This is a genomic window from Pseudomonas arvensis, from assembly GCF_056688935.1.
On the sequence record NZ_CP162038.1, the window covers coordinates 4,092,395 to 4,118,728 of the forward strand.

20 protein-coding genes and 3 tRNA genes are annotated in these 26,334 nt (G+C 61.0%); 2 read left to right on the forward strand and 21 right to left on the reverse strand.

Annotated elements, in window-relative coordinates:
- From AB3G88_RS18360 to leuC, 19 genes are all read right to left on the reverse strand, one after another.
- Positions 1–77 (reverse strand) — tRNA-Asp (locus AB3G88_RS18360).
- Positions 78–183: 106 nt separating this feature from the next.
- A tRNA-Asp gene (locus AB3G88_RS18365) sits at positions 184–260 on the reverse strand.
- Positions 261–315: 55 nt separating this feature from the next.
- Positions 316–391: transfer RNA gene (locus AB3G88_RS18370), tRNA-Val, on the reverse strand.
- Between the two features lie 100 nt (positions 392–491).
- Positions 492–1,256, reverse strand: coding sequence for an SDR family oxidoreductase (locus AB3G88_RS18375; RefSeq protein WP_480451062.1), 765 nt, complete (start codon positions 1,254–1,256; stop codon positions 492–494).
- A gap of 11 nt (positions 1,257–1,267) precedes the next feature.
- The gene (locus AB3G88_RS18380; protein ID WP_099583998.1) at positions 1,268–2,479 is read right to left on the reverse strand and encodes an O-succinylhomoserine sulfhydrylase; all 1,212 of its coding nucleotides are present in this window, start codon (positions 2,477–2,479) and stop codon (positions 1,268–1,270) included.
- Between the two features lie 65 nt (positions 2,480–2,544).
- Positions 2,545–4,050 (reverse strand): amidophosphoribosyltransferase, encoded by a 1,506-nt coding sequence (gene purF, locus AB3G88_RS18385; protein ID WP_099583999.1) that lies wholly within the window; start codon positions 4,048–4,050, stop codon positions 2,545–2,547.
- A gap of 41 nt (positions 4,051–4,091) precedes the next feature.
- Entirely contained in the window at positions 4,092–4,649 is a 558-nt protein-coding gene (locus AB3G88_RS18390) for a CvpA family protein (RefSeq protein ID WP_003192538.1), read from the reverse strand.
- A gap of 195 nt (positions 4,650–4,844) precedes the next feature.
- Positions 4,845–5,495 (reverse strand): SPOR domain-containing protein, encoded by a 651-nt coding sequence (locus tag AB3G88_RS18395; RefSeq protein ID WP_099584000.1) that lies wholly within the window; start codon positions 5,493–5,495, stop codon positions 4,845–4,847.
- On the reverse strand, positions 5,479–6,786 hold the full coding sequence (gene folC / locus AB3G88_RS18400) for a bifunctional tetrahydrofolate synthase/dihydrofolate synthase (protein WP_112196247.1): 1,308 nt from the start codon (positions 6,784–6,786) through the stop codon (positions 5,479–5,481). The genes AB3G88_RS18395 and folC overlap by 17 nt, the downstream gene beginning before the upstream one ends.
- Entirely contained in the window at positions 6,783–7,703 is a 921-nt protein-coding gene (accD, locus tag AB3G88_RS18405; protein ID WP_099584002.1) for an acetyl-CoA carboxylase, carboxyltransferase subunit beta, read from the reverse strand. Before accD ends, folC begins: the two co-directional genes overlap by 4 nt.
- A gap of 243 nt (positions 7,704–7,946) precedes the next feature.
- Positions 7,947–8,567: a phosphoribosylanthranilate isomerase gene (locus AB3G88_RS18410; RefSeq protein ID WP_480451066.1), complete on the reverse strand. Its 621-nt coding sequence runs from the start codon at positions 8,565–8,567 to the stop codon at positions 7,947–7,949.
- 63 nt (positions 8,568–8,630) lie between these two features.
- On the reverse strand, positions 8,631–9,455 hold the full coding sequence (gene truA, locus AB3G88_RS18415) for a tRNA pseudouridine(38-40) synthase TruA (protein ID WP_099584004.1): 825 nt from the start codon (positions 9,453–9,455) through the stop codon (positions 8,631–8,633).
- Between the two features lie 232 nt (positions 9,456–9,687).
- Positions 9,688–12,258: a FimV/HubP family polar landmark protein gene (locus AB3G88_RS18420; protein ID WP_480451069.1), complete on the reverse strand. Its 2,571-nt coding sequence runs from the start codon at positions 12,256–12,258 to the stop codon at positions 9,688–9,690.
- Positions 12,259–12,420: 162 nt separating this feature from the next.
- The gene (locus AB3G88_RS18425; protein ID WP_480451071.1) at positions 12,421–13,431 is read right to left on the reverse strand and encodes an aspartate-semialdehyde dehydrogenase; all 1,011 of its coding nucleotides are present in this window, start codon (positions 13,429–13,431) and stop codon (positions 12,421–12,423) included.
- Positions 13,432–13,598: 167 nt separating this feature from the next.
- On the reverse strand, positions 13,599–14,711 hold the full coding sequence (asd, locus tag AB3G88_RS18430; RefSeq protein WP_032888280.1) for an aspartate-semialdehyde dehydrogenase: 1,113 nt from the start codon (positions 14,709–14,711) through the stop codon (positions 13,599–13,601).
- A gap of 64 nt (positions 14,712–14,775) precedes the next feature.
- Positions 14,776–15,858, reverse strand: coding sequence for a 3-isopropylmalate dehydrogenase (gene leuB / locus AB3G88_RS18435; RefSeq protein ID WP_017530190.1), 1,083 nt, complete (start codon positions 15,856–15,858; stop codon positions 14,776–14,778).
- A gap of 52 nt (positions 15,859–15,910) precedes the next feature.
- A complete protein-coding gene (locus AB3G88_RS18440; RefSeq protein WP_112196251.1) occupies positions 15,911–16,675 on the reverse strand; it encodes a class I SAM-dependent methyltransferase in 765 nt (254 codons plus the stop codon).
- A gap of 144 nt (positions 16,676–16,819) precedes the next feature.
- On the reverse strand, positions 16,820–17,464 hold the full coding sequence (leuD, locus tag AB3G88_RS18445) for a 3-isopropylmalate dehydratase small subunit (RefSeq protein WP_032888286.1): 645 nt from the start codon (positions 17,462–17,464) through the stop codon (positions 16,820–16,822).
- 10 nt (positions 17,465–17,474) lie between these two features.
- The gene (gene leuC, locus AB3G88_RS18450; RefSeq protein ID WP_112196252.1) at positions 17,475–18,893 is read right to left on the reverse strand and encodes a 3-isopropylmalate dehydratase large subunit; all 1,419 of its coding nucleotides are present in this window, start codon (positions 18,891–18,893) and stop codon (positions 17,475–17,477) included.
- Positions 18,894–19,032: 139 nt separating this feature from the next.
- Between leuC and AB3G88_RS18455 the strand changes: the two genes are divergently transcribed.
- Together AB3G88_RS18455 and AB3G88_RS18460 are read left to right on the forward strand one after the other, a co-directional pair.
- Complete coding sequence (locus tag AB3G88_RS18455) at positions 19,033–19,923, forward strand: LysR family transcriptional regulator (protein WP_099584009.1); 891 nt, start codon at positions 19,033–19,035, stop codon at positions 19,921–19,923.
- 65 nt (positions 19,924–19,988) lie between these two features.
- Positions 19,989–23,267: a sensor domain-containing protein gene (locus AB3G88_RS18460; protein ID WP_158878611.1), complete on the forward strand. Its 3,279-nt coding sequence runs from the start codon at positions 19,989–19,991 to the stop codon at positions 23,265–23,267.
- A 3-nt stretch (positions 23,268–23,270) separates the two neighbouring features.
- On the opposite strand, the gene AB3G88_RS18465 is transcribed toward AB3G88_RS18460, so the two are convergent.
- Entirely contained in the window at positions 23,271–24,554 is a 1,284-nt protein-coding gene (locus AB3G88_RS18465) for a hypothetical protein (RefSeq protein ID WP_480451075.1), read from the reverse strand.
- Positions 24,555–24,668: 114 nt separating this feature from the next.
- The gene (locus AB3G88_RS18470; RefSeq protein ID WP_480451078.1) at positions 24,669–25,436 is read right to left on the reverse strand and encodes a hypothetical protein; all 768 of its coding nucleotides are present in this window, start codon (positions 25,434–25,436) and stop codon (positions 24,669–24,671) included.
- Positions 25,437–26,334 lie beyond the last annotated feature (898 nt).

Sequence of the window (26,334 nt, forward strand, 5' to 3'; positions counted from 1 at the left end):
TGGCGCAGCGGACGGGACTCGAACCCGCGACCCCCGGCGTGACAGGCCGGTATTCTAACCGACTGAACTACCGCTGCGTATCGCTTGACCAGTTGAGCAAAACACCTCAACCGTCTTTTAAACATCTGATCAATCAGCCTTGGCTGTTCAATCTCAAGCCCGACAAGTCAGACCTGGAAAATATGGCGCAGCGGACGGGACTCGAACCCGCGACCCCCGGCGTGACAGGCCGGTATTCTAACCGACTGAACTACCGCTGCGCGTCGGTGCAACCTTTAACGTTGCGTCTTACCCAAAGGTAAAACTCTCAAGAAGTGGTGGGTGATGACGGGATCGAACCGCCGACCCTCTGCTTGTAAGGCAGATGCTCTCCCAGCTGAGCTAATCACCCTTTGCTTCGTTGAGGCCGCGAAATTTACGCAGGTAGCGGACCTAAGTCAATAGCCTGCTTGAAGTTTTTCTAAAAAAGACAAAATTGCTTCAAGACTGCACTACTCGCTGTAGATCATCTTCTTGCTCATGCCGCCGTCCACCACGAACTCTTGCCCGGTGACAAACCCGGCCTGGCGCGACAGCAGCCACGCCACCATTGCCGCAACATCCTCGACCGTACCCACCCTGCCCGCCGGATGCTGGGCATGATCGGCATCAGTCAACGGCTCGGCACGCCGCGCCGCAGGATCACGAGCGTCGATCCAGCCAGGGCTGACCGCGTTCACCCGCACCTCCGGCCCCAGGCTCATGGCCAAGGCATGAGTCAGGGCCAACAAGCCGCCCTTGCTCGCCGCGTAAGCCTCGGTATCGGGTTCCGATTGACGAGCCCGAGTCGACGCCAGGTTGACGATGGCCCCGCCGTGAGCGCGCAGGTACGGCGCACAGTGCTTGGCCAGCAACATCGGCCCGCTGAGATTCACCGCCAGCACGCGATTCCAGTAAGCCAGGTCGAGGCTTTCCAGAGTGATATTGCGCGGGTCAGCCACCGCCGCGTTACACACCAACGCGTCCAGGCGGCCGAATTGTCCGAGCACTTCAGCAACGCCCTGAGCGACCTGCTTCTCGTCGGCAACGTCCATGCTGATAAACCAGGCGTTCTCGCCCAGCACCTTGGACACCTTGGAGCCGCGCTCGCAGTCCAGGTCGGTCAACACCACTTGCCAGCCTTCACTGATCAGCCACGCGGCAATACCAAGACCAATGCCCCGCGCAGCCCCTGTGACGAGCGCGACGCGGCCGTTAGTGGCCGCTGCAGCCTCCATGGACCACTCGATCACAAGGCAGCCAGCCCGCGGGCCAGGTCTGCCTGCAAGTCGGCGACATCTTCCAGACCGACCGCGATGCGGATCAGGCTGTCGCGGATACCGGCCGCTTCACGCTCCTGCGGCGCCAGGCGCCCGTGGGAGGTGGTGCTCGGGTGCGTGATGGTGGTCTTGCTGTCACCCAGGTTGGCGGTGATGGAGATCAAGCGCGTCGCATCGATAAAGCGCCAGGCACCCTCTTTGCCGCCCTTCACCTCAAAGCTCACCACGGCACCGAAACCACGCTGCTGGCGCTGGGCCAATTCGTGCTGCGGATGGCTCTTCAGGCCGGCGTAGTGCACTTTCTCGATACCGTCCTGCTGCTCAAGCCACTCGGCCAGGGCCTGGGCGTTGGCGCAATGAGCCTTCATGCGCAGGCTGAGGGTTTCCAGGCCCTTGAGGAAGATCCAGGCGTTGAACGGGCTCAACGTCGGGCCGGCAGTGCGCAAGAAGCCCACTACTTCCTTCATCTGCTCGCCGCGACCGGCAACCACGCCGCCCATGCAACGGCCTTGACCATCGATGAACTTGGTGGCCGAGTGCACAACGATATCGGCCCCCAGCTTCAGCGGCTGCTGCAACGCCGGCGTACAGAAGCAATTGTCGACAACCAGCATCGCGCCCTTGGCGTGAGCCACTTCGGACAGAGCGGCGATATCCACCAGTTCGGCCAGCGGGTTGGATGGCGACTCGACGAACAGCAATTTGGTGTTGGCCTTGATTGCTGCGTCCCAGCCGGACAGATCCGCCAGAGGCACGTAGTCCACTTCGATACCGAAGCGCTTGAAGTACTTCTCGAACAGGCTGATGGTCGAACCAAACACGCTACGAGACACCAGCACGTGGTCGCCAGCGCTGCACAGGCTCATCACCACCGCCAGGATCGCCGCCATGCCGGTGGCGGTGGCCACGGCTTGCTCAGCGCCTTCCAGGGCCGCGATGCGCTCTTCGAACGCGCGCACGGTTGGATTGGTGTAGCGCGAATACACGTTGCCCGGCACTTCACCAGCAAAGCGCGCAGCGGCGTCGGCCGCGGTACGGAACACATAGCTGGAAGTGAAGAACATCGGATCACCGTGCTCACCTTCGGGAGTGCGGTGCTGGCCGGCACGCACAGCCAGGGTATCGAAAGCTACGCCATCGAGGTCGCTGTCCAACCGACCGGCATCCCATTCCTGACTCATGCTGCCACTCCTTACTCAATTCTTTATTTAAGATACAAAACCGGCCCCTCAGGGCCGGTGTTTACTCAGTTGTTGTACAGATCGATGATCGCGCTGACCGCCTGGGTCTTGATCTTCGACGAGTCATTACGCGCCTGCTCGATCTTGTTCAGGTAGGCCTCGTCGACGTCACCGGTCACGTACTTGCCGTCGAACACGGCGCAGTCGAACTCAGCGATCTTGATCTTGCCACCGCCGACCGCTTCGATCAGATCCGGCAGGTCCTGATAGATCAGCCAGTCGGCGCCGATCAGGTCGGCCACGTCTTGGGTAGTACGGTTGTGGGCGATCAGTTCGTGGGCGCTCGGCATGTCGATACCGTACACGTTCGGGTAACGCACGGCGGGCGCTGCGGAACAGAAGTACACGTTCTTCGCACCGGCTTCGCGGGCCATCTGGATGATCTGCTTGCAGGTGGTGCCACGTACGATGGAGTCATCCACCAGCATCACGTTCTTGCCGCGGAACTCCAGCTCGATGGCGTTGAGCTTCTGGCGCACCGACTTCTTGCGTGCAGCCTGGCCCGGCATGATGAAGGTACGGCCGATGTAGCGGTTCTTCACGAAGCCTTCGCGAAACTTGACGCCCAGGTGGTTGGCCAGTTCCAGCGCAGCGGTACGGCTGGTGTCCGGGATCGGGATCACCACATCGATGTCGTGCTCAGGACGCTCGCGCAAGATCTTGTCGGCCAGCTTCTCGCCCATGCGCAGACGCGCCTTGTAGACCGAAACGCCGTCGATGATCGAATCCGGACGCGCCAGGTAGACGTGTTCGAAGATGCACGGGGTGAGCTTCGGCGCCACGGCGCACTGACGGGTGTGCAGCTTGCCGTCTTCAGTGATGTACACCGCTTCGCCCGGCGCAAGGTCGCGGATCAGGGTGAAGCCCAGCACGTCCAGGGACACGCTTTCGGACGCGATCATGTACTCGACGCCTTCGTCGGTGTGACGCTGGCCGAACACAATCGGGCGGATGCCGTGCGGGTCACGGAAGCCGACGATGCCATAGCCGGTGATCATCGCAACCACGGCATAACCACCGACGCAGCGGTTGTGCACGTCGATCACGGCGGCGAAGACGTCTTCTTCGGTCGGCTGCAGCTTGCCACGCTGTGCCAGCTCGTGGGCGAACACGTTAAGCAGCACTTCCGAATCGGAGCTGGTGTTGACGTGGCGCAGGTCAGATTCGTAAATCTCCTTGGCCAGTTGCTCAACGTTGGTCAGGTTGCCGTTGTGCGCCAGGGTGATGCCGTAAGGCGAGTTGACGTAAAACGGCTGAGCTTCGGCCGAAGTCGAGCTACCGGCAGTCGGATAACGCACATGGCCAATGCCCATGTGCCCGACCAGACGCTGCATGTGACGCTGATGGAACACGTCACGCACGAGCCCATTGTCCTTGCGCAGGAATAACCGGCCGTCGTGGCTGGTCACAATACCGGCAGCATCCTGGCCGCGGTGCTGGAGGACGGTTAGCGCGTCATACAGCGCCTGATTGACGTTCGACTTACCGACGATACCGACGATGCCACACATGCGACGCAACCCCTACTTAATGAATCTTGACTGAACACAGCTTACTGCGGCGTTTTGGCCGGCAAGAGGTGTTCCTTGAACGGAAGATCAGCGGGTACGCTGATTCCGCTGGCCAGCCACTGACTGCTCCACCCCAATATGAGGTTCTTGGACCAATCTGCAACCAATAGAAATTTTGGCACGAGTACCGACTCCTGCCACCACGAATCCTGCTGTACCGGCCCCAGGCTCAACAGCCCGACCGCCACGACCACCAGCAACGCGCCACGCGCGGCGCCGAAGGCCATGCCGAGAAATCGATCGGTCCCGGAGAGGCCAGTGACACGTATCAATTCGCCAATAAGATAATTGACCATTGCCCCCACCAGCAGCGTGGCGATGAACATGATGGCGCAGCCCGCGATGACGCGAGCCGAAGGTGTCTCTATGTATCCGGCCAGGTAGACAGACAGTGATCCACCGAACATCCAGGCTACGACTCCTGCGATGATCCACGTCAGCAACGACAGTGCTTCTTTAACGAAGCCGCGGCTTAGACTGATCAAAGCGGAGATGGCGACGATTGCAACAATCGCCCAGTCAACCCAGGTAAATGGCACGTTTGAGCCTACGGACGGATGAGGCGGCGCATTTTAGCAGAGCGCCGGGCTATCGGTAAGCGGTGATTGCGGCTGCTTTGCAAATCAATAGTTTGTGGTGAGCCAGCCCGATTTCAACCCCACCACAAAACCAATGTGGGAGGAGGCTTGCCCCCTCCCACATTTGATTGCATTCCAGGCTGACACCCTGCGAACTCAGCCGCGCTCAGGCTGAAACCGGGTAACAAATCCCTTCAGGTTCTGCTGACGATCCAGCAAGTCGCGCAGGCGATCCGCCTCGGCACGCTCGATCAACGGCCCGATGAATACGCGATTCTTGCCATCGGCACTGCGGATATAGGCGTTATAGCCCTGGGCACGCAGCTTCTTCTGCAAGGCATCGGCACCCTCGCGATTGCCCAGGCTGGCCACCTGGATCGACCAGCTGATCGGCAGGCCATTCGGGTCGATACGGCTCTGACCCACGTCCGGCTTGCCCGGCGCAGCGGGTTGCGGCGCCACCGGCTTGGGCGCAGGCACCGGAGCGGCCGGCTTGGCGGCTACAACAGGCGCCGGAGCGGGCTTGACCACTGGCACGCTCGGCTGCACAGGCGTGGACGGCGCTGCAATCTCTTCATCCACAGGCAAAGGCGCTTCCTCGGGCAAGGCCTGAGGCTCAGGCACCACCACCGGCTCAACCTGCACCTGTGGCAACGCCGGCGCTTCGGGCGCAGCCGGGGCCTCGACAACTACCTGGCGCTGTTCGTCCTGACGGGAAAACAGCATCGGCAGGAAAATCACCGCCAGTGCCACCAGCACCAGGGCGCCGACCATTCGCTGCTTGTATGCGCTATCCAGTAATGCCATCTGCAGCTTCCTCCGTGGAGCGCCGGGCCAACCACTCAAGCGCCTCGGCAACACAATAAAATGATCCGAACAACAGAATCTCGTCCTCGGCCGTCGCTACCGCGCACTGCGCCTCCAGGGCGGCAGTTACGCTTGCATACGACGTCACGGGCGCACCAAGGTTCTGCAACGCCACTTCAAGCTCAACAGCCGGACGGCTGCGCGGAGTGTCCAGCGGTGCTACGGCCCACGCCTGCACATTGCCCAGCAACGGCGCAACCACGCCACCCAGATCCTTATCGGCAAGCAAACCAAAAACAGCAAGACGACGCCCCGCCGGCGGCGTGCGCGCCAGGCGTTGCGCCAGGTACTCGGCCGCATGGGGGTTATGGCCCACATCCAGCAGCAGGTTCAGGCGCTTGCCTTCCCACTCGAACGCACGACGATCCAAACGCCCCACCATACGGGTCGCCAGCAACGTCGCGGCAATCTGTTCAGCCTGCCAAGGCAGATCCAGCAGCAGATAGGCTTGCAGCGCCAGCGCGGCGTTTTCCATCGGCAGGTTCAGCAGCGGCAAGTCACGCAGCTCTACTGCCTGGCCGCGAGCATCGTGCCCACGCCATTGCCAGTGTTGCGCACCAATTTCGAGATTGAAGTCGCGACCGCGTAGGAAAAACGGGCAATCCAGCTCGCGCACCTTGTCGAGCAAGGGTTGCGGCGGATCCAGGTCACCACACAATGCGGGCCTGCTCTGACGGAAAATCCCGGCCTTTTCGTAAGACACCGACTCGCGGGTATCACCCAAATAGTCAGCATGGTCCACGCCAATGCTGGTAACCAACGCCAGGTCAGCATCCACCACGTTGACCGTGTCGAGACGCCCACCCAAGCCAACTTCCAGAACGACCACATCCAACCGCGCACGCTCGAACAGCCAGAACGCCGCCAGGGTGCCCATCTCGAAATAAGTCAGGGAGGTCTCGCCCCGGCCCGCATCCAGTGCGGCGAAGGCTTCGCAGAGCTGCTCATCAGTGGCTTCGACGCCATTGAGCTGCACCCGCTCGTTATAGCGCAGCAGGTGCGGTGAGCTGTACACGCCCACTTTCAGCCCTTGGGCTTGCAGCAGCGCGGCGACAAAGGCGCAGGTAGAGCCTTTGCCGTTGGTGCCGGTCACCGTGATCACACGCGGTGCCGGCCGGCCCAACCCGAGGCGGGCCGCTACCTGTTGCGAGCGCTCCAGGCCCATGTCGATGGCGGAAGGATGCAACTGCTCAAGGTAGGCGAGCCATTCGCCCAGGGTACGCTGGGTCATAGGTTCGCAGGCACCGGCGGCACGACGATCGGCTCGACTTTAGGCGCGACGTACACCGGCGTCGGCAGGCCCATCATTTGCGCCAGCAGGTTACCCAGACGCGGACGCAGTTCGCCGCGCGGGATGATCAGGTCGATAGCGCCGTGCTCCAGCAGGAACTCGCTGCGCTGGAAACCTTCCGGCAGTTTTTCGCGAACGGTCTGCTCGATCACGCGCGGACCGGCAAAGCCGATCAGGGCTTTTGGCTCGCCGACGATCACATCACCCAGCATTGCCAGGCTGGCGGAAACGCCACCGTAGACCGGGTCGGTCAGCACGGAGATGAACGGAATGCCTTCTTCACGCAGACGCGCCAGCACCGCCGAGGTCTTGGCCATTTGCATCAGGGAGATCAGGGCTTCCTGCATACGCGCACCACCGGAGGCGGCGAAGCAGATCATCGGGCAACGGTTTTCCAGGGCGTAGTTGGCAGCGCGAACAAAGCGCTCACCGACGATGGCCCCCATGGAGCCGCCCATGAAGGAAAACTCGAACGCCGAGACCACAACCGGCATGCCCAGCAACTTGCCACTGATGGAGATCAGTGCGTCTTTCTCACCGGTCTGCTTTTGCGCGCCGGTCAGGCGATCCTTGTACTTCTTGCCGTCGCGGAACTTGAGACGGTCCACCGGCTCCAGGTCAGCGCCCAGCTCGTTACGGCCGTCGGCGTCCAGGAAGATGTCGATGCGGGCGCGGGCGCCGATACGCATGTGGTGGTTGCACTTGGGGCAAACGTCCAGGGTCTTTTCCAGCTCCGGACGGTACAGCACCGCGTCGCAGGATGGGCATTTGTGCCACAGACCTTCAGGAACCGAGCTTTTTTTCACCTCGGAACGCATGATCGAAGGGATCAGTTTGTCTACTAACCAGTTGCTCATGCTTTCTTTCTCCAGTACCGGTGGCTTGAACACAGCCCCGCGTATGCCCTTGAGCTAAATTCATATGTGGCGATGACGCCAGCTGGACGGGGTCAGACGTTCGACCTGCCATTTCCAGCCTGCACCCTCAGCCTTCCAGACAACCTGCCCGTGCAGGTTTGCCACTTCATTTCCGGGCCACCTAAGGCGGCACCGGGCTGTTTTACACAGTGGTAGTTATGGACGGCGGCAGACTGCCAGCCGTCACATCCCGCGCACAGCCTGCATAAATGCGCGAATCTTGTCGTGATCCTTGATGCCCTTGCCCTGCTCCACCCCACCGCTGACGTCCACGGCATACGGGCGAACCTGTTCGATGGCCGCCGCGACATTCGCGGGGTTGAGCCCACCGGCCAGAATGATCGGCTTGCTCAATCCCTCGGGGATCAGCGACCAGTCGAACGCTTCGCCGGTACCACCGGGTACGCCTTCGACATAGGTATCCAGCAAAATCCCGCGCGCGCCACCATAAGCTGCACACGCACCGGCGATATCGTCCCCGGCCTTGACGCGCAGCGCCTTGATGTACGGGCGTTGGTAGCTTTCACATACATCCGGGGTTTCGTCGCCATGAAACTGCAACATGTCCAGCGGTACCGCGTCCAGGGTTTCATTGAGTTCGCAACGACTGGCATTGACGAACAAACCCACGGTGGTCACGAAGGGCGGCAATGCGGCGATGATCGCCCGCGCCTGCAACACATTCACCGCTCGCGGGCTCCTGGCATAAAACACGAAACCAATGGCATCCGCTCCCGCCTCGACTGCCGCCAGCGCATCTTCTATGCGGGTAATCCCGCAAATCTTGCTGCGAACGACGGACATAGCGCAGAAACTCCAGGGTTGGACCGAGAAAGTCCCGGATGGTAACAAAAGCTTTTCCGGGCGTCAGCCGCCAAGTTCGCTGAAACCCGTGAGGAAGTGTGGCCCGATAAATCGCTGGGGCAGTTCGAACTCGTCGCGATACTCCACATCCACCAGGTAAAGGCCAAATGGATGCGCCGTCACGCCGCCGGTCCGGCGAACCCTGCTCTCCAGCACTTCCTTCGCCCACTCGACCGGGCGCTCGCCGGTGCCGATGGTCATCAGCACTCCTGCGATATTGCGCACCATATGGTGCAGAAAAGCGCCGGCGCGGATATCCAGCACGATCATCTTGCCGTGGCGGGTCACCCGCAGGTGATGGACTTCCTTGATCGGCGACTTGGCCTGGCACTGACCGGCCCGGAACGCGCTGAAGTCATGCACCCCCACCAGATGCTGCGCGGCCTCGGCCATGCGCTCGGCGTCCAGCGGGCGATGGTTCCAGGTGATTTCTTCGTTGAGGTGCGCCGGGCGGATCTGGTCGTTGTAGATCACATAGCGGTAACGCCGGGCGATGGCCTTGAACCGCGCATGAAAATGCGCCGGCATGACCTTGGCCCAACTGACGCTGACGTCATGGGGCAAATTGATATTGGCGCCCATCACCCAAGCCTTCATGGTCCGCTCGGCCTGGGTATCGAAATGCACCACCTGGCCGCAGGCATGCACCCCTGCGTCGGTACGCCCGGCGCACATCAACGACACCGGCGAATCGGCGACTTTGGACAGGGCCTTTTCCAGGGTTTCCTGCACCGTCAGCACGCCCGACGCCTGGCGCTGCCAGCCGCGATAGCGTGAACCTTTGTATTCAACGCCCAGGGCGATGCGGTAAAAGCCTGCGGCCGCCATTTCGGCGGCTGCGTTATCTATATTTGCCAAGAACTGAGAGCCTGATGAGTTGCGCAAAGGCGGCCATTATAAATGCGGCGGCCGTGTGACGGGCGCTTTTGTTCAGGATTGACGCGGACCGAATGCCAGAGGGGGCTTGCTCCCGATAGCTGTGGGGTCAGCAACTAGCTGTGCTGAATGGCCCGGCGCTATCGGGGGCAAGCCCCCTCCCACCTGTGTGTTGTATCAGCCGTCAAATTCTACCGAGCATTTCCTTGGCCTCGCCGCGCTGAATCTCATCGCCTTCGGTGAGCACTTCGGAAAGGATATCCCGCGCTCCGTCCGCATCGCCCATGTCGATATAGGCTTGGGCCAGGTCCAGCTTGGTAGCGACCTCATTGGTGCCAGACAGGAAGTCGAACTCAGGCTCATCGCCGCCAAGCGCCGCATCTTCAGCCGTGAAAGAAGGCTCGATGGAGGGATGTTCCAGGCTCTGGGATAGGCGATCCAGCTCGGCGTTGACATCGTCCAGCTCCGAGGCGAAAGCATCAGGCTTGGCCGCCGTTTGCGGCTCGTCCGCCAGGGACAGATCAAAATCTTCCGGCAGATCGAAGTCATCCAACGCTGCAGGCTTCAGCGTTGGCGGTTCGACAGCTGGAACGTCGCTCATCTGATCTTCAAGGCCAGACAGGAAGTCATCGTCGGACTGCGTTGACGACGGCGCATCCAACTGCAGGTCCAGGTCAAAGTCAGACAGGTCATCCGAGGCCGACTTGGCGGCGGTTTGCTCTTTCAGAAGCGACTCGAACGTCTGTTGATCGTCCTTGATCTCGGCCGGTGAGGCAGCCTCCAGATCGTCCAGGCTCAGATCAAAATCACTGTCAAAAGCCTCCGGCTCTGGTGCAGCCGGCTTGTCTTCGAGCAGATCCTTGACGTACTGAGCATCCAGTGCCGCCGCAGCAACCGCCGCACTGACACCTGCCGCCAATACGGCCATCGCCGGGAAGCGCGCTTTGAGCTGCTCGACCTGGGCATGGTTTTCACCATTGGCCACGAGTTGGCGCTCCTGGGTTACGAAGCCGTCCTTGTCGCTTTGCAGGCCATAGACTTCCATCAGCTTCAAACGCAAGTCGCTGCGCTTGGGCTCGTGCTTGATCGCTTGCTCCAACACATCGGCAGCCTGGTTCAGGTGACCACGGTCGATATGGGACTGGGCTTGCGCCAAGGCATCGTTGGCATTCTGCGGGGCGACGGCAACAGCCAGCGGCGCGAGCACGGAGGCGACTGTTGGCACAACCACAGCAGGCTCAACCACTGGCGCGGGCGCCGGAGCAGCGGCCAGCTTGACGCTCGGTGGCGGCACCTCAAGGCCCTCGAAACTGTCCGACGGCAGGTCGTGCTCGATATCCGAGGTGAATTCCGGTTCTTCGGCCAGCGCTCGCGCCATGCGCAGGTGCTTTTCCTCTTCGCGACGGGCGTTGCGATGGCGCGCCCACAGCAGCAGGAGCAACAAGACTACCAGGCCCGCTGCCCCCCCGATAACAGAGAGGACAACCGGGTTGGTCAGCAGGTCGTTGAACTTGCCTTCCGGGGCCTCGGCGTCAGTGGTGGCGACCGGTTTGGCCGCTTCCGGCGCGGGGGCCGGAGCGTCCGGTGTCGGCGCTGGCGCAGTGGTCTGTGCGGGGGCTGCCGGAGTGGCCGCCGGGTCGCTTGCCAGCTGTGCAGGCATCGCTGTCGCCGCCGTCGCCGGGTCGCCTTTCTCCGCCTGCAAACGAGCCAGTTGATCGTTCTTCAATTGAATCAGCTTTTGCAGTTTATCCAGCTGGCTTTGCAGGTCCGCCGCACGACTCTTGAGTTCCTCGTTATCACGGCGAGTGGTATCCAACTGCTCCTGGGTCATCGCCAGCTTGTCGCTCAGGCCCTGGCTGTCGCCGGCCTTGCTCTTGCCGCCCTTCTTGGCGGCTTCTGCCGAGACCAGGCTCAGCTTGTCCTGGGCATTGGTGGTCGAGGGCGCATTACCGGCCTGGGTACGCTTGGTGGCGTCCAGTTGTTGCTTGCCTGCGGCCTGATTGGAGGCCGTGCGACGCCCCTGGCGCCAGGCATCATTCTGCGCCCGTACTTCGGCAATCGCCTGGGGTTGCGGCAGTGCGGTACTTTGTACGGTGTCCGGCAGGCGTAGCACCTGGCCGGTTTTCAAGCGGTTGATATTGCCGTCGATGAAGGCGCCGGGGTTCAGCGCCTGGATAGCCAGCATGGTCTGCTGCACCGAACCGCCATTGCGGTGCTTCTCGGCGATTTCCCAAAGGGTGTCGCGGGAGGTCGTGGTGTGCTGGGCCGGCTTGCTCGCAACAGGCGCGGCGCTGGCAGGTGCGCCCAAGCGTGGGGCTGGCGCCGCTGCGACCGGGGCCGGGGCAGACTGGTCAAATTTGGCCGGATCGAGCAGCACACTGTAGTCGCGCATCAATCGACCGTTTGGCCATTGCACCTGCAGCAGGAAACGTACATAGGAATCAGGCAGCGGCTTGCTGGAGGTGACACGCACCACGCTGCGACCATTGGCGTTGATCACCGGGGTAAATGTCAGGTCATTGAGGAATGCCTGGCGATCGACGCCAGCATCCACAAACGCCTGGGAGGACGCCAGGCTAGGCGTGATCTCGGACGCTGTGAGGCCGCCGACATCGAGCAATTCGATTTCCACCGACAAGGGCTGGTTCAACTTCGACTTGAGGGTCATTTCCCCCAGCTGCAGCGCCTGCGCCATACCGGAGGACAGCGCCGAGGCGGCCGCTATTGCTAACACCAGTTTGCGAACTTGAACCATAGCCTCATCCTTTGTCTGAACACTCCCCGGCCTGCGAGAAGGTTGGTAACCGCTTGCCATAAGGCATGGCGAGCCGATAGGTTACCGACACGCTTCTGTTGCACTTCGGACCAAGCATAGCGCCTGGCTAGAATCAATCTACAAATTGACGCCAAGTATCTTTTACGCAAGGCCTTTTATCAACAACTGCGCCAGCTGCACCGCGTTAAGTGCGGCACCTTTGCGTACGTTATCTGACGTCAGCCACAGATTTAGTTCCGCCGGGTCGTCCACGCCAGCACGAACCCGGCCGACATAGACCACATCCTGGCCGACCGCATCGCCCACGGCTGTCGGGTAATCGCCCTCCTCCACCAGCTCTACACCCGCAGCGGCATCAAGGGCCAGGTTGACCGCAGCCAGGTCGACCGGTGCGGCCAATTGCAACGACACCGTCAGGCTATCGCCAAAAAACACCGGAGCTTGAACGCAGGTTGCTGAAATCTTCAGTGACGGTAATTCAAGCACTGTGCGCAGTTCGTGTACGAGACGCTTCTCCAAGGCTGTATGACCTTGCGCATCTGGCGTGCCGACTTGTGCCAATAGGTTGAAGGCCATTTGCCGGTCGAAGAACTTCGGCTCCAGCGGGCGTACGTTCAACAACTCGGCGGTCTGACGGGCCAGTTCGCTCACGGCTTCACGCCCTTGAGCAGACACTGCCAGGTTGGCCGTGACGCTGACACGCTGGATATCCAGCAAGCCACGCAGCGGCGCCAGCACCACCGCAAGGTTAGTCGCGGACGGGCTTGGGCTGCCGAGCTGGAACGGTTTCTTCAATCCCTTCAGGACATGGGCATTGGCTTCCGGCACCACCTGTGGCGCCTGCTCGACGGGCAAGGCACCGGACAGATCGATCACCGAACAGCCGGCTGCCGTTGCACGTGGTGCGAAACTCAGGGTGACGGCGGGGCCGGCGGCGAAGAACGCCAGTTGCACCTTGCTGAAATCGAACTCATCAACCTCCTTGACCCGCACATTCTTGCCGCGAAATGGCACCGAGGCACCGGCGGAATTATTGCCGGCCAGCAGGTACAGGGTGCCCACCGGGAATGCCAGTTCTTCGAGAATCTGCACCAGGGTTTCGCCAACAGTACCGGTGGCGCCGATCACGGCGATTTCAAAGGTCTGGGTCATGGGGGCTGCCTCGGGCATTGCGGGGGGAGCGGCACTTTACCGGGTGGCCGGGGGTGAAGCAATTAACCTGGGTTTTATGGTGTGGCTGATGCCCCCGATAGGGCCGAAAGAACAAAAAAACCCGCGCCTGTCACCAGAGCGCGGGTTTCTCTTACTGCCTCAAGCGATCAACGCTCCAGCAAAATCCGCAGCATGCGACGCAACGGCTCAGCCGCGCCCCACAGCAGCTGGTCGCCAACCGTAAAGGCGCCGAGGAACTGACTGCCCATGTTCAGCTTGCGCAGACGGCCAACCGGTACATTCAGGGTGCCGGTGACCTTGGTCGGGCTCAGCTCCTGCATGCTGATATCGCGGTTGTTCGGCACCAGCTTGACCCACGGGTTGTGCTGGCTGATCAGCCCTTCGATATCAGCGATCGGCACGTCTTTGTTCAGCTTGATGGTCAGCGCCTGGCTGTGGCAGCGCATCGCGCCGATGCGCACGCAGATGCCGTCGACCGGGATCGGGCTCTTGAAACGACCGAGGATCTTGTTGGTTTCGGCCTGGGCCTTCCACTCTTCGCGGCTCTGACCGTTCGGCAGTTCCTTGTCGATCCACGGAATCAGGCTGCCAGCCAATGGCACACCGAAGTTCTCGGTCGGGTAGGCGTCGCTGCGCATGGCTTCGGCCACACGGCGGTCGATGTCGAGGATCGCGCTGGCCGGGTCGGCCAGTTGATCGGCGACTGCAGCGTGGGTCGCGCCCATCTGCTTGATCAGCTCACGCATGTTCTGCGCGCCGGCACCGGAGGCCGCCTGATAGGTCATGGCGCTCATCCACTCGACCAGACCCGCTTCGAACAGGCCACCCAGGCCCATCAGCATCAGGCTGACGGTGCAGTTACCGCCGACGTAGTTCTTGGTGCCCGCATCCAGCTGCTGGTCGATGACCTTGCGGTTCACCGGGTCGAGGATGATCACCGCATCGTCCTGCATACGCAGGCTCGACGCGGCGTCGATCCAGTAACCCTGCCAGCCGGCTTCGCGCAGTTTCGGGAAGACTTCGCTGGTGTAGTCGCCACCCTGGCAGGTCACGATCACGTCGAGTGTCTTCAACTCGTCAATGCTGTAGGCATCCTTGAGCGGGGCAATATCCTTGCCCACGGACGGCCCTTGGCCACCCACGTTCGACGTGGTGAAAAACACCGGCTCAATAAGATCGAAATCCTGCTCTTCCAGCATCCGCTGCATGAGCACGGAACCGACCATACCGCGCCAACCGATCAGACCTACACGTTTCATCGCAACTACACCTTGTTAAAAAGTGGGCCGCGTTGCAGCAACAACTGCAAGCGGGCCCGAGAGATTACAGATTCCGCAGCGCGGCGACTACTGCGTCGCCCATTTCTTGCGTACCGACTTTGGTGCAACCCTGCGACCAGATGTCGCCGGTGCGCAAACCCTGGTCCAGCACCAGGCTCACGGCCTTCTCGATCGCGTCCGCCGCATCGCTCAGGTTGAAGCTGTAGCGCAGCATCATCGAGACCGACAAGATGGTCGCCAGCGGGTTGGCAATGCCCTGGCCCGCGATGTCCGGCGCCGAACCGTGGCAAGGCTCGTACATGCCCTTGTTGTTAGTGTCCAGGGACGCCGACGGCAGCATGCCGATGGAGCCAGTGAGCATCGACGCCTGGTCGGACAGGATGTCGCCGAACAGGTTGTCGGTCACGATCACGTCGAACTGCTTCGGCGCACGCACCAGTTGCATCGCGGCGTTGTCGACGTACATGTGGCTCAGTTCGACGTCCGGGTAGTCCTTGGCCACTTCTTCGACGATTTCGCGCCACAGTTGGCTGGACGCCAGTACGTTGGCTTTATCCACCGAGCAGACCTTTTTGCCACGCACGCGGGCCATGTCGAAACCGACACGGGCGATACGACGGATTTCGCTCTCGCTGTATGGCAGGGTGTCGTAGGCCTGACGCTCGCCATTCTCCAACTCACGCACACCGCGTGGCGAGCCGAAATAGATACCGCCGGTCAGCTCCCGCACGATCAGGATATCCAGGCCCGCGACCACTTCGGGCTTGAGGCTCGACGCATCAGCCAGTTGCGGGTAAAGGATCGCCGGGCGCAGGTTGCCGAACAGGCCCAGTTGCGCGCGGATTTTCAGCAGGCCGCGCTCAGGGCGGATGTCACGCTCGATCTTGTCCCACTTCGGACCACCCACGGCGCCGAGCAGCACGGCGTCGGCGGCACGGGCGCGGTCCAGGGTTTCGTCGGCCAGGGGCACGCCGTGCTTGTCGATGGCTGCGCCGCCGATCACGTCGTGGCTCAGTTCGAAGCCCAGGCTGTACTTGCTGTTGGCGAGTTCCAGGACTTTGACCGCTTCGGCCATGATTTCCGGACCAATACCGTCGCCAGGGAGAATCAGAATCTGCTTGCTCATGGGTTCCTCATTTCATCAAGCGACCCGCCCGTGGGCAGGTCGGGAAAAATAACTAGCGCTCGGCCCAGACCACCAGCACGTCGGTGCTGAAGGTGCCGTCGGCTTGAATCTCGTAATAGTCACGCACTTCCTGGCCCATCGCCTGTTGCAGCTCCAGGATCGCGGCGCGCAAGACTTGCGGCGTGCGCATACGCTCGACCCACGAGGTGTATTCCAGGCGCAGCCGCTGGCGACTGCTGTTGCGCACATGCAGACCGGCTTCGCTGAGCTGACGCATCCACTCGGCAGCAGAGTAATCGCGCACGTGGCTGGTGTCCCTCAGTACTTCGACGGTTTGCAGGTAAGTGTCCAACAGCGGGCTGCCCGGTGACAACACATCAACGAAGGCCGCCACGCCGCCCGGCTTGAGCACGCGACGCACTTCACGCAGGGCCAGGCCGAGGTCGCTCCAGTGGTGGGCCGAGTAGCGGCTGAACACAAAGTCGAACTCGCCGTCGGCAAACGGCAGGCGTTCTGCGGCGCCGTTGACAGTGCTGATATTGGTGAAGCCGCGATCTTGCGCAGCAGCGGCCACCACGTCGAGCATCTGCTGGGACAGGTCGTAGGCCACCACTTCTTTAACCAGCGGTGCCACATGAAAGCTGACATGACCGGCGCCGCAGCCCAGGTCCAGCAGGCGTGCACCGCCCTGCCCGGCCAGTTCGGCCTGGAGCAGCGCAAATTCGCTGCCTTGGGCGTGCACGGCACTGCTGAGGTAGGCAGAGGCCTGTTCGCCGAATTGTTTTTGCACGACTTGGGTGTGGGCGGTGCTGGTCATGGTGGTTTTCCTTGGGTTTTGGGGTGGCTGTACGGGCGCTATCGCAGGCAAGCCAGCTCCCACATCGATCGGTGTTCTCCTGAACAACTCGGTCAACTGTGGGAGCGGGCTTGCCCGCGATGGGGCCCGCACGGTTACCGCAAATCAGGCATCGCGAAACAACCAAGGCTGGCTAGCCCGGTGCTTGGCCTCAAACGCTGCAATCGCATCGCCGTCCTGCAAGGTCAGGCCGATATCATCCAGGCCGTTGATCAGGCAGTGCTTACGGAAGGCGTCCACTTCAAAGTGATACACCTTGCCATCCGGACGGGTCACGGTTTGCGCGGCCAGGTCGACAGTCAGCTGGTAGCCCACGTCGGCTTCGACTTGCTTGAACAGCTCGTCAACTTCTTCGTCGGTCAAGATGATCGGCAACAGGCCATTCTTAAAGCTGTTGTTGAAGAAGATATCGGCGTAGCTCGGCGCGATGATGCTGCGAAAGCCATATTCTTCCAGAGCCCACGGCGCGTGCTCACGGCTGGAGCCGCAACCGAAGTTTTCCCGGGCCAACAGGACGCTGGCGCCCTGGTAACGTTCGGCGTTGAGCACGAAGTCCTTGTTCAGCGGGCGCTTGGAGTTGTCCTGGTAGGCGTAGCCCACGTCCAGGTAGCGCCACTCGTCGAACAGGTTGGGGCCAAAACCGGTGCGCTTGATCGACTTCAAGAACTGCTTGGGGATGATCTGGTCGGTGTCCACGTTGGCACGGTCCAACGGCGCGACAAGACCTGTGTGTTGGGTAAAAGCTCTCATCGGGTATTCCTCAGATCAATTCGCGAACGTCGATGAAACGACCGTTGACGGCAGCCGCAGCGGCCATGGCCGGGCTGACCAGGTGGGTACGCCCACCAGCGCCCTGACGCCCTTCGAAGTTACGGTTGGAGGTCGACGCGCAATGCTCGCCCGACTCCAGGCGGTCCGGGTTCATCGCCAGGCACATCGAACAGCCCGGCTCACGCCATTCAAAACCGGCTTCGAGGAAGATCTTGTCCAGGCCTTCGGCTTCGGCTTGCGCTTTGACCAAGCCAGAACCCGGCACCACGATGGCTTGCTTGATGGTCGAGGCCACCTTGCGGCCCTTGGCGATCACCGCGGCGGCGCGCAGGTCTTCGATCCGCGAGTTGGTGCAGGAACCGATGAACACACGATCCAACTGGATGTCGGTGATTGCCTGATTGGCTTTCAACCCCATGTACTTCAAGGCGCGCTCGATGGAGCCGCGCTTGACCAAATCGGCCTCTTGGGCCGGGTCCGGCACGTTCTGGTCGACGGCCAGGACCATTTCCGGGGAAGTGCCCCAGCTGACTTGCGGCTTGATCTGGGCTGCGTCGAGCTCGACCACGGTATCGAACACCGCATCGGCGTCGGAGACCAGGTCCTTCCAGGCCTCAACGGCGGCATCCCAATCAGCGCCGGCAGGGGCGAAAGGACGGCCCTTGACGTATTCGACGGTCTTTTCGTCCGCCGCCACCATGCCCACACGGGCACCGGCTTCGATGGACATGTTGCAGATGGTCATGCGGCCTTCGATGGACAGGTCGCGAATCGCACTGCCGGCGAATTCGATGGCATGGCCATTACCGCCGGCGGTGCCGATCTTGCCGATCACGGCGAGCACGATGTCCTTGGCGGTCACGCCAAACGGCAAGGTGCCTTCGACCGAGACCAGCATGTTCTTCATTTTCTTGGCGACCAGGCACTGGGTGGCGAACACGTGTTCGACCTCCGAGGTGCCGATGCCGTGGGCCAAAGCGCCGAAGGCACCGTGGGTGGATGTGTGGGAGTCGCCGCAGACCACGGTCATGCCCGGCAAGGTGGCACCCTGCTCCGGGCCGATCACGTGGACGATGCCTTGACGCACGTCATTCATCTTGAATTCGGTGATGCCATATTCGTCGCAATAGTCGTCGAGGGTCTGTACCTGCAAGCGCGACACGGTGTCGACGATGGCGTCGATACCGCCCTTGCGCTCAGGGGTGGTCGGCACGTTGTGGTCCGGGGTGGCAATGATCGAGTCGACGCGCCAAGGCTTGCGCCCCGCCAGTCGCAGGCCTTCGAACGCTTGGGGCGAGGTCACTTCATGGATGATGTGACGGTCGATATAGATCAGCGACGACCCATCATCGCGCCGTTTCACTTCATGGGAATCCCAAAGCTTGTCGTAAAGCGTTTTGCCGGCCATCAGTCGGTCCTCATCAGCGGTATTTCATGCGCCGGGCTTTTCAATAACCCTTTGGCTTGTGAGGCTGATGGTATGGCGCTACATTAAATAACTCAAATTCATATTTTTTATGCTTTGGATTACCAACTGGAATACCACCATGGACTTGGCCAATCTTAATGCCTTTATCGCCATCGCCGAGATCGGCAGCTTTTCCGGCGCCGGTGAACGCCTGCACCTGACCCAACCAGCCATCAGCAAACGCATCGCCGGCCTGGAGCAGCAATTGAAGGTGCGCTTGTTTGATCGCCTGGGCCGCGAAGTCGGCCTGACCGAGGCCGGGCGCGCCCTGCTGCCGCGCGCTTACCAGATTCTCAACGTGCTCGACGACACCCGCCGTGCCCTCACCAACCTCACCGGCGAAGTCAGCGGGCGGCTCACATTGGCCACCAGCCACCATATCGGCCTGCACCGCTTGCCGCCGATCCTGCGCACGTTCACCCGCGAATACCCGAACGTGGCGCTGGATATTCAGTTTCTCGATTCGGAAGTGGCCTACGAAGAAATCCTCCACGGGCGCGCCGAAGTGGCGGTGATCACCCTCGCACCGGACCCTCACAACCTGGTACGCGCAACGCCGGTGTGGGACGACCCGCTGGATTTTGTGGTGGCGCCCGAACATAGCCTGATCAGTAACGGCTCTATCAGCCTGGCGGATATTGCCGGCCATCCGGCGGTTTTCCCTGGCGGCAACACCTTTACCCACCATATTGTCAGCCGGCTGTTCGAGGCCCAGGGCCTGACGCCAAACATCGCGATGAGCACTAACTACCTGGAAACCATCAAGATGATGGTGTCCATCGGCCTGGCCTGGAGCGTGTTGCCGCGCACCATGCTCGATGATCAGGTGGCAAGTATCGCTTTGCCGGGCATACAACTCAGTCGCCAGCTAGGCTATATCGTGCACACCGAAAGGACGCTGTCGAACGCTGCGCGGGCTTTCATGAGCCTATTGGATGCACAGGTGGATCTGCCAGGAATGCCGGCATGACGCCGTGCGGCCTGGGTTCTGATTAAAACCGTGCTGTTTGCCCATCGAATCAAGGCCCGATGATAATGCGCAACCCCGTCGATTCCGTGCCACCCCTGCCCCGCATTTACGCCCTCGATCCCCAGGCGGCGGAAGAGAGCTGGGACAGCGCCCCACAGCTGCTGGCCGCCCTCAATGCGGCCCGCCTGGGCGCATGGTGCTGGGAAATCGACACCGGACGAATCAGTTGGTCACGGGGCACCCAGGCGCTGTTTGGGTTTGACCCGCGCCAACCGTTGCCCAAGGATCTGGATTACCTCGACCTGCTCGCCCAATCGGATCGCGCCCGCGTGGTACGGGCCTTTCACGCCGTATTGGCCGGCGAGCCGTTCGAGCAGGCCATGCATCACCGCATCCAATGGCCCGACGGCAGCTTTCACTGGCTGGAAATCAACGGCAGCCTGCAGCCGGACAAAGCCGGTCGACGCCGTATGATCGGGGTGATCCGCGAGATCACCCACCAGCGCGAACGTGAGAACGCCCTGGGGCACTCCGAAAAACGCTTCGCCACGCTGTTCCACCTGTGCCCGAACATGGTGCTGCTGACCCGTCAGGCCGACGGCCTGATCAGCGAAGCCAACCAGTATTTCGAGATGCTCTTCGGCTGGCCTCTGGGCGACGCCATCGGCCGCACCACCCTGGACCTGGGCCTGTGGTGCGATCCGGAGCAGCGCGCTGAACTGATCAAGGCGACCCAGCGCAAGGGCGAGCCCATCAGCATGGAGGTGCAGTTTTGCGCCAGCAACGGCCAGGTCCACGATGGCACCCTCAGCGCGCAAAAAATCGAGTTGGAGGGTGAGGCGTACCTGATCAGCACTTTCCTCGACACCACCGAACGCAAGAATGCCGAACAGGCACTCAAGGACAGCCAGGAACGCCTCGACCTGGCGCTGGACTCGGCGCAACTGGGCACTTGGGACTGGCACATTCCCAGCGGCATGCTCTACGGCTCGGCACGCGCCGCCCAACTGCACGGCCTGCCGTTCGAACCGTTCCACGAATCCTTCGATGCTTTTTTCGAAGGCATGCCCGATGAGGAACGGGACAATATGCGCAGCGCCTACCGCACCCTGCGAGAAGGGCCGGCCGGCAACTACCAATTGACCTATCGGGTGCCCATGGAAGACGGCAGCTCACGCTACCTGGAAAGCCGTGCGCGCCTGTACCGCAACGAGCAAGGCGCGCCGCTGCGCATGGCCGGGACGTTGCTCGACATCACCGACCAGGTAGAGCGCGAGCAACGCCTGAGCGCCTCCGAAGAGAAATTCGCCAGCCTGTTCCAGGCCAGCCCCGACCCGATTTGCGTCACCGGCATGGACAGCGGCGCGTTTATCGAGATCAACCCGGCCTTTACCCAGACCTTTGGCTGGACCGCCGCCGAGGTCATCGACAAGAGCGCCGACCAGATCGGCCTGTGGGACGATCCCAGCCAGCGTCTGGAGCGTATCGAACGGGTGATTCGCGAGCAGGCGTTGAGCAACGTGGCCGTGGTGGTGCATCACAAGAATGGCCAGAGCCTGACCTGTATGATTTCCAGCCGCTTGATCAAGGTCGGCGATCAACCGTGCATTGTCACCACCTTGCGCGATATCACCCAGCAACAACGCTCTGAAGCCGCGCTGAAGGCCAGCGAGGAAAAATTCGCCAAGGCCTTTCATTCCAGCCCTGACGCAATTTCCATCACCGAGCGCGACACCGGCCGCTATGTGGAGGTCAACGACGGCTTCTGCCGCCTCACCGGCTACCGCGCTGAAGACGCCATCGGCCTGACGCTGTATCAGATCGGCATCTGGGCCGACGAAAACCAACGCTCGGCGCTATTGGCCGAGTTGCAGATCAAGGGCCGTATCACCCACCTGGAAATGCTCTGGCACAACAAACGCGGCGACGTGCTGGCAGTGGAAGTCTCCGTTGAGCCCATCACCCTGAACGAGACTCCGTGCCTGCTGCTGACCGCGCGGGATGTGAGCCTGCTGAAAAACGCACAGGCGCAGATCCGCCACCTGGCCTACCACGACCCGCTGACCAACCTGCCCAACCGGGCGCTGCTGATGGATCGCCTGAGCCAGCAGATCGCCCTGCTCAAGCGCCATAATTTACGCGGCGCGCTGCTGTTCCTGGACCTTGACCACTTCAAGCACATCAACGACTCCCTTGGTCACCCGGTGGGCGATACCGTGCTGAAAATCGTCACCGCGCGCCTGGAAGCCAGCGTGCGCATGGAGGACACCGTGGCACGCCTGGGTGGTGATGAATTCGTGGTACTGCTCAGCGGCCTGAATGGCTCGCGCATGGAGGTCAGCAAACAGGTGCAGGCGCTGGCCGACACCCTGCGCGAGTTGCTTTCGGAGCCGATGTTCCTGGACGGGCACCGCCTGCAGGTCACGCCGAGCATTGGTGTGGCGTTGATTCCCGATCACGGCACCACCCCGGCGGATCTGCTCAAGCGTGCCGACATTGCCCTGTACCGCGCCAAGGATTCAGGGCGCAATACCACGCAGATGTTCCACAACAGCATGCAAAAAACCGCCAGCGAACGCCTGCGCATGGAAACCGACCTGCGCCTGGCCCTGGCGCGTGGCGAGTTCAGTGTGCATTACCAACCCCAGGTGGATGCGCGCGGCAACAAGATCGTCGGCGCAGAGGCACTGGTGCGCTGGCAGCACCCACAATTGGGCGCGCAGTCACCGTCGGAATTTATCAAGGTGCTGGAAGACAGCGGCCTGATCCTCGAAGTGGGCACCTGGATCCTCGATGAAGCCTGTGCCGCTTTCGAACAATTGATCAAAGACGGCAAGGTCGACCCGCTGAACTTCAGCCTGTGCGTAAACATCAGCCCTCGGCAGTTTCGTCAGAACGACTTCGTGGAGCGGGTAGAGCACAGCCTCAAGCAGCACTCGTTGCCCTATAGCCTGCTGAAACTGGAAATCACCGAAGGCATCGTGATCCAGAACCTGGACGACACCGTGAACAAGATGCGCCGCCTGAAAAAGCTCGGCGTGAGCTTTGCGATGGATGACTTTGGTACCGGCTACTCATCTCTGACCTACCTTAAGCGTTTGCCAGTGGATGCGCTGAAAATCGATCAATCGTTCGTGCGCGACGCAACCCACGACCCCAACGATGCCGAAATCATTCGCGCCATCGTGGCGATGGCTCGCAGTTTGAATCTGGAGGTGATTGCCGAGGGTGTGGAAACCCCGGAGCAACTGGCGTTCCTGCAAAAACTGGGCTGCCATTTGTTCCAGGGGTATTTGCACAGCCGTCCGTTGCCGATCGAGGGGTTCAGACGGCTGCTGGAGTAACCCTCAGGCCAGCTTCAATGCCCGCATCCCCGCGGACATCCAGCGTGAGGAAGCCAGGGCCAGTTTTCGCCCATAGTCATCAAGCGCGCCATTGATCACTGCAACCGAATGGGCACTGTCCGCCAGGGTGCCGATCGCGCCGTCAGCCAGCTCTTTTACCGTGCTTTCACGGATGTAACCAAACAGGCCCAGCCGGCGAAGTGCCTCGCCGGGGTATTCGCCGTCATTGAGGGTCTGCAGCGCCACCTCATAACTCTCGCGAGCCCGAAAGTCGTTGTTCTCTATCTGCGCGCGCTTGGCACTGACCGCGTAGAGAAAGTTGGCGTAACTGAGCAACTGGGGATCACTGCCGTAGAAGTTCGAGGCCGCCGTGGCCTGGCGCAGCTCAGCATGGGTCAACTTAAGCGGGAAGGAATCCCGCATCGTCACCTCAAAGCCGTCCGGCGTGACCTGGATGTGCTTATAGATCCCCATGGGGTCCTGCGCGAACCGGATAATGGCTGCCTTGATCGCCGACACGGTGACGCAATTGCCTTGCGCGCCTTGATAAAAGCCACTCCAGATTTGCTCAGGCGCCGCGTCGGTGGCCACATGAGACACCGTCCTGGCGTCGCTGCGGGGCGCGGATTTATCGTTGAACAACACGTAGCCATACCCCCCATCGACCGACTGCCGTTCACCGTAATTATGTTTGACCCCCTCCACCACCAAGGCGGAGCCGTGGTTATGGGTCCCCATGACTCCGATCGCGCCCTTGGCCGCCATGTCAGCCGACGACACAAACTGAGAAAGCCCGAAAACCCCCATGCCCTGCAGGCACCGCTGGGTCGTCTCCCCTTCGAGTGTCTTTGCCAGAGCGGCCTCGAACGTCGAGTAACCCCCTTCCAGTTGCTTGCGTTTCACAAAGGCCGCAAACACAAAGTTGGCGTCCTTTACGGCACCGGAATCCGCCCCCTGAAATCGCGAAGCTTTCGACGCCTGCGCCAACTCGCTGGCAGACAGGTGAACCTTGAATTCATCCTTCATGGTGACGTGATAGCCGTCACCGGCGCGAATCAACTCACTGAACATGGCAGCAGGGTGGCGACCGAACGTCATCATCATCAATTTGATGACTGCGGCATGCGTGCTGCTATCAAAGTTCTCGCCAAACCGTCGCTCAGTCGTGTTGAACGCCGGGGCAATATCCGCAGGCGGTCCCTCGCTACGCGCCGCAGCAACAGGTGCAAACGCCTCATGCCCCATATCAACCGGAAAAACCGGCTGATCAGCCATTGAAATATTCATTTTCGGGATTCCTGACACTCAAAGAATTGTCTGTCGCTCATGCGGCCAGGGCTACACGGAGCAGCCTAGGCTGAACCGACGCCTGAGGCCCTGACCACATCGACGCACTCAAGATCAAACCAGGGCAACAGCGTGCCCCTGGGTGGGCGCCCTCCCTTGTCGTCCCCATAGTTCTTCGCGACCATTGATAACTGCCACCGAATGCCCGGTGCGGTTACACATGCCCAATTGCCCAGCGGCAAGTTCGCGTACAGACACCCTCTTCATGTGCTGCCTCAGCCCCAGTCGCAGGAACCCCTCACCGGGTCCGGACTCATCCTCACCGTCATTCAAGCTACGCACCGCCGCCTGATAACTCCTGCCCGCCGTGCGATCGTTATTCTCCATTTGTGCGCGCTTGGCACTCACGGCAAAAAGGAACTGCGCATCCTTGAGCATCCCTTGATCGCCTCCGACAAAGCGCGAACCGCGTGCACCTTCGATCAGTTCGCGGTCTGTCAGGGTGAGTTGAAAGCCATCACGCATGACAACTCGATAACCGTCAGTGACCTTGGCTACCTGCCTGAAAATATCCGTGGGACTTTGCCCAAACCGATACATGGCGGCCTTGATGGCCGATACCGTCACACAGTTGCCATCGGGCCCCTGGCGAAACCCGCTCCAGATATTGTCCGGCTTGGCGCCGTTTCGTTTGTTTGACAGGCCAGGAATATTCTCAGCGGGCCTTGGCGCCACGGGTTCGGGGACTACCCTTGGGGCGACTTGCGGGCGTGGCAGTGGGGCCGGAGTAGGTGTATCAGGAACTGTTTTGGCCTTATTACCTGAAATCAAGTTGATTAATTGCGTGAAAAAAGAGCTAAAAAGAGCAGTCAGTGTGGCCAATACTTCTGAAGGGTCACCTACACCTGCATCGCTCTTGTGTGTGGCAGGTGCGGCATGAGAACTTCGACTTGTAATACCCTCAAGGGGCTCGGGCTGATAACTTTTATCATTACTGACACCCAAGTCGTCAACGGGACCGAACTGTCTTACATCAACGACGTACGCAACATTTATAATTGAGCAACAGGACACTTTTGTTCTCCTAGAGCACGCACTTCTCCAGACCTTGCATTCCGAAGAAGTACATGCCTCAGCCAAAAAGTTTAACCAGGGAAATTAACGTCAGGACTTAAGCTTGGGTCGGGGACTGAATCGCCAGTCTCTTGGATCAAATCGATTATCAGCAGGACCCGGGCTGGTTAAATCCGGGACAGGTGTATCCGGTCGCGGTGTGGGCTTGATATCCGGAGTAACAGACGGGGTCGGCTGTGGCGTAACCTCAGATTTCAAGGTTGGTAGCACTTTTGCCTTGGGCGTGGGGATTGCGTCAGGCCTGGGAAATACGTCAACTGTGTGCCGCCCTTTCGTATCAGGGCAATGACAATGACTGAGACTAACGTTTACTTGCACGTTAGCCTTGGCATCGTCGGTGACGGAAACCTCTGGTTTTGGCGTTGCCGGCATGACTTGCAACGAATCCGGTTTACGGCCATCAAGCCGAACTGTGCGGGGGTCAGCTGGCTGCGGATTCACTGGTAACCCAGGTGTGCCCGGCCTTACCGGCTGTTTGCCCACATCCGGCTTTACAGGCTGCTCGCGAGCCTCAGGTTTGCTCCCTGGCAGCTTTGTCTTATCAGGCGACAGGTCAGCGTTCATGGCTCTGCCGGACAGCATTTCGCGCATTGCCCTGAACACCATATCCAGCATGTCGAACAACTTTGCGAACGCCGCGGAGGTC

Coding starts and splice junctions, on each gene's coding strand:
- AB3G88_RS18395 (WP_099584000.1), bottom strand. CDS start 5,495: ATGGCATTACTGGATAGCGCATACAAGCAGCGAATGGTCGGCGCCCTG.
- AB3G88_RS18460 (WP_158878611.1), top strand. CDS start 19,989: ATGCGCAACCCCGTCGATTCCGTGCCACCCCTGCCCCGCATTTACGCC.
- AB3G88_RS18455 (WP_099584009.1), top strand. CDS start 19,033: ATGGACTTGGCCAATCTTAATGCCTTTATCGCCATCGCCGAGATCGGC.
- accD (WP_099584002.1), bottom strand. CDS start 7,703: ATGAGCAACTGGTTAGTAGACAAACTGATCCCTTCGATCATGCGTTCC.
- AB3G88_RS18375 (WP_480451062.1), bottom strand. CDS start 1,256: ATGGAGGCTGCAGCGGCCACTAACGGCCGCGTCGCGCTCGTCACAGGG.
- AB3G88_RS18425 (WP_480451071.1), bottom strand. CDS start 13,431: ATGACCCAGACCTTTGAAATCGCCGTGATCGGCGCCACCGGTACTGTT.
- asd (WP_032888280.1), bottom strand. CDS start 14,711: ATGAAACGTGTAGGTCTGATCGGTTGGCGCGGTATGGTCGGTTCCGTG.
- AB3G88_RS18465 (WP_480451075.1), bottom strand. CDS start 24,554: ATGAATATTTCAATGGCTGATCAGCCGGTTTTTCCGGTTGATATGGGG.
- AB3G88_RS18410 (WP_480451066.1), bottom strand. CDS start 8,567: ATGTCCGTCGTTCGCAGCAAGATTTGCGGGATTACCCGCATAGAAGAT.
- truA (WP_099584004.1), bottom strand. CDS start 9,455: ATGGCGGCCGCAGGCTTTTACCGCATCGCCCTGGGCGTTGAATACAAA.
- purF (WP_099583999.1), bottom strand. CDS start 4,050: ATGTGTGGCATCGTCGGTATCGTCGGTAAGTCGAACGTCAATCAGGCG.
- AB3G88_RS18420 (WP_480451069.1), bottom strand. CDS start 12,258: ATGGTTCAAGTTCGCAAACTGGTGTTAGCAATAGCGGCCGCCTCGGCG.
- leuC (WP_112196252.1), bottom strand. CDS start 18,893: ATGGCCGGCAAAACGCTTTACGACAAGCTTTGGGATTCCCATGAAGTG.
- AB3G88_RS18440 (WP_112196251.1), bottom strand. CDS start 16,675: ATGACCAGCACCGCCCACACCCAAGTCGTGCAAAAACAATTCGGCGAA.
- leuD (WP_032888286.1), bottom strand. CDS start 17,464: ATGAGAGCTTTTACCCAACACACAGGTCTTGTCGCGCCGTTGGACCGT.
- AB3G88_RS18380 (WP_099583998.1), bottom strand. CDS start 2,479: ATGAGTCAGGAATGGGATGCCGGTCGGTTGGACAGCGACCTCGATGGC.
- leuB (WP_017530190.1), bottom strand. CDS start 15,858: ATGAGCAAGCAGATTCTGATTCTCCCTGGCGACGGTATTGGTCCGGAA.
- folC (WP_112196247.1), bottom strand. CDS start 6,786: ATGACCCAGCGTACCCTGGGCGAATGGCTCGCCTACCTTGAGCAGTTG.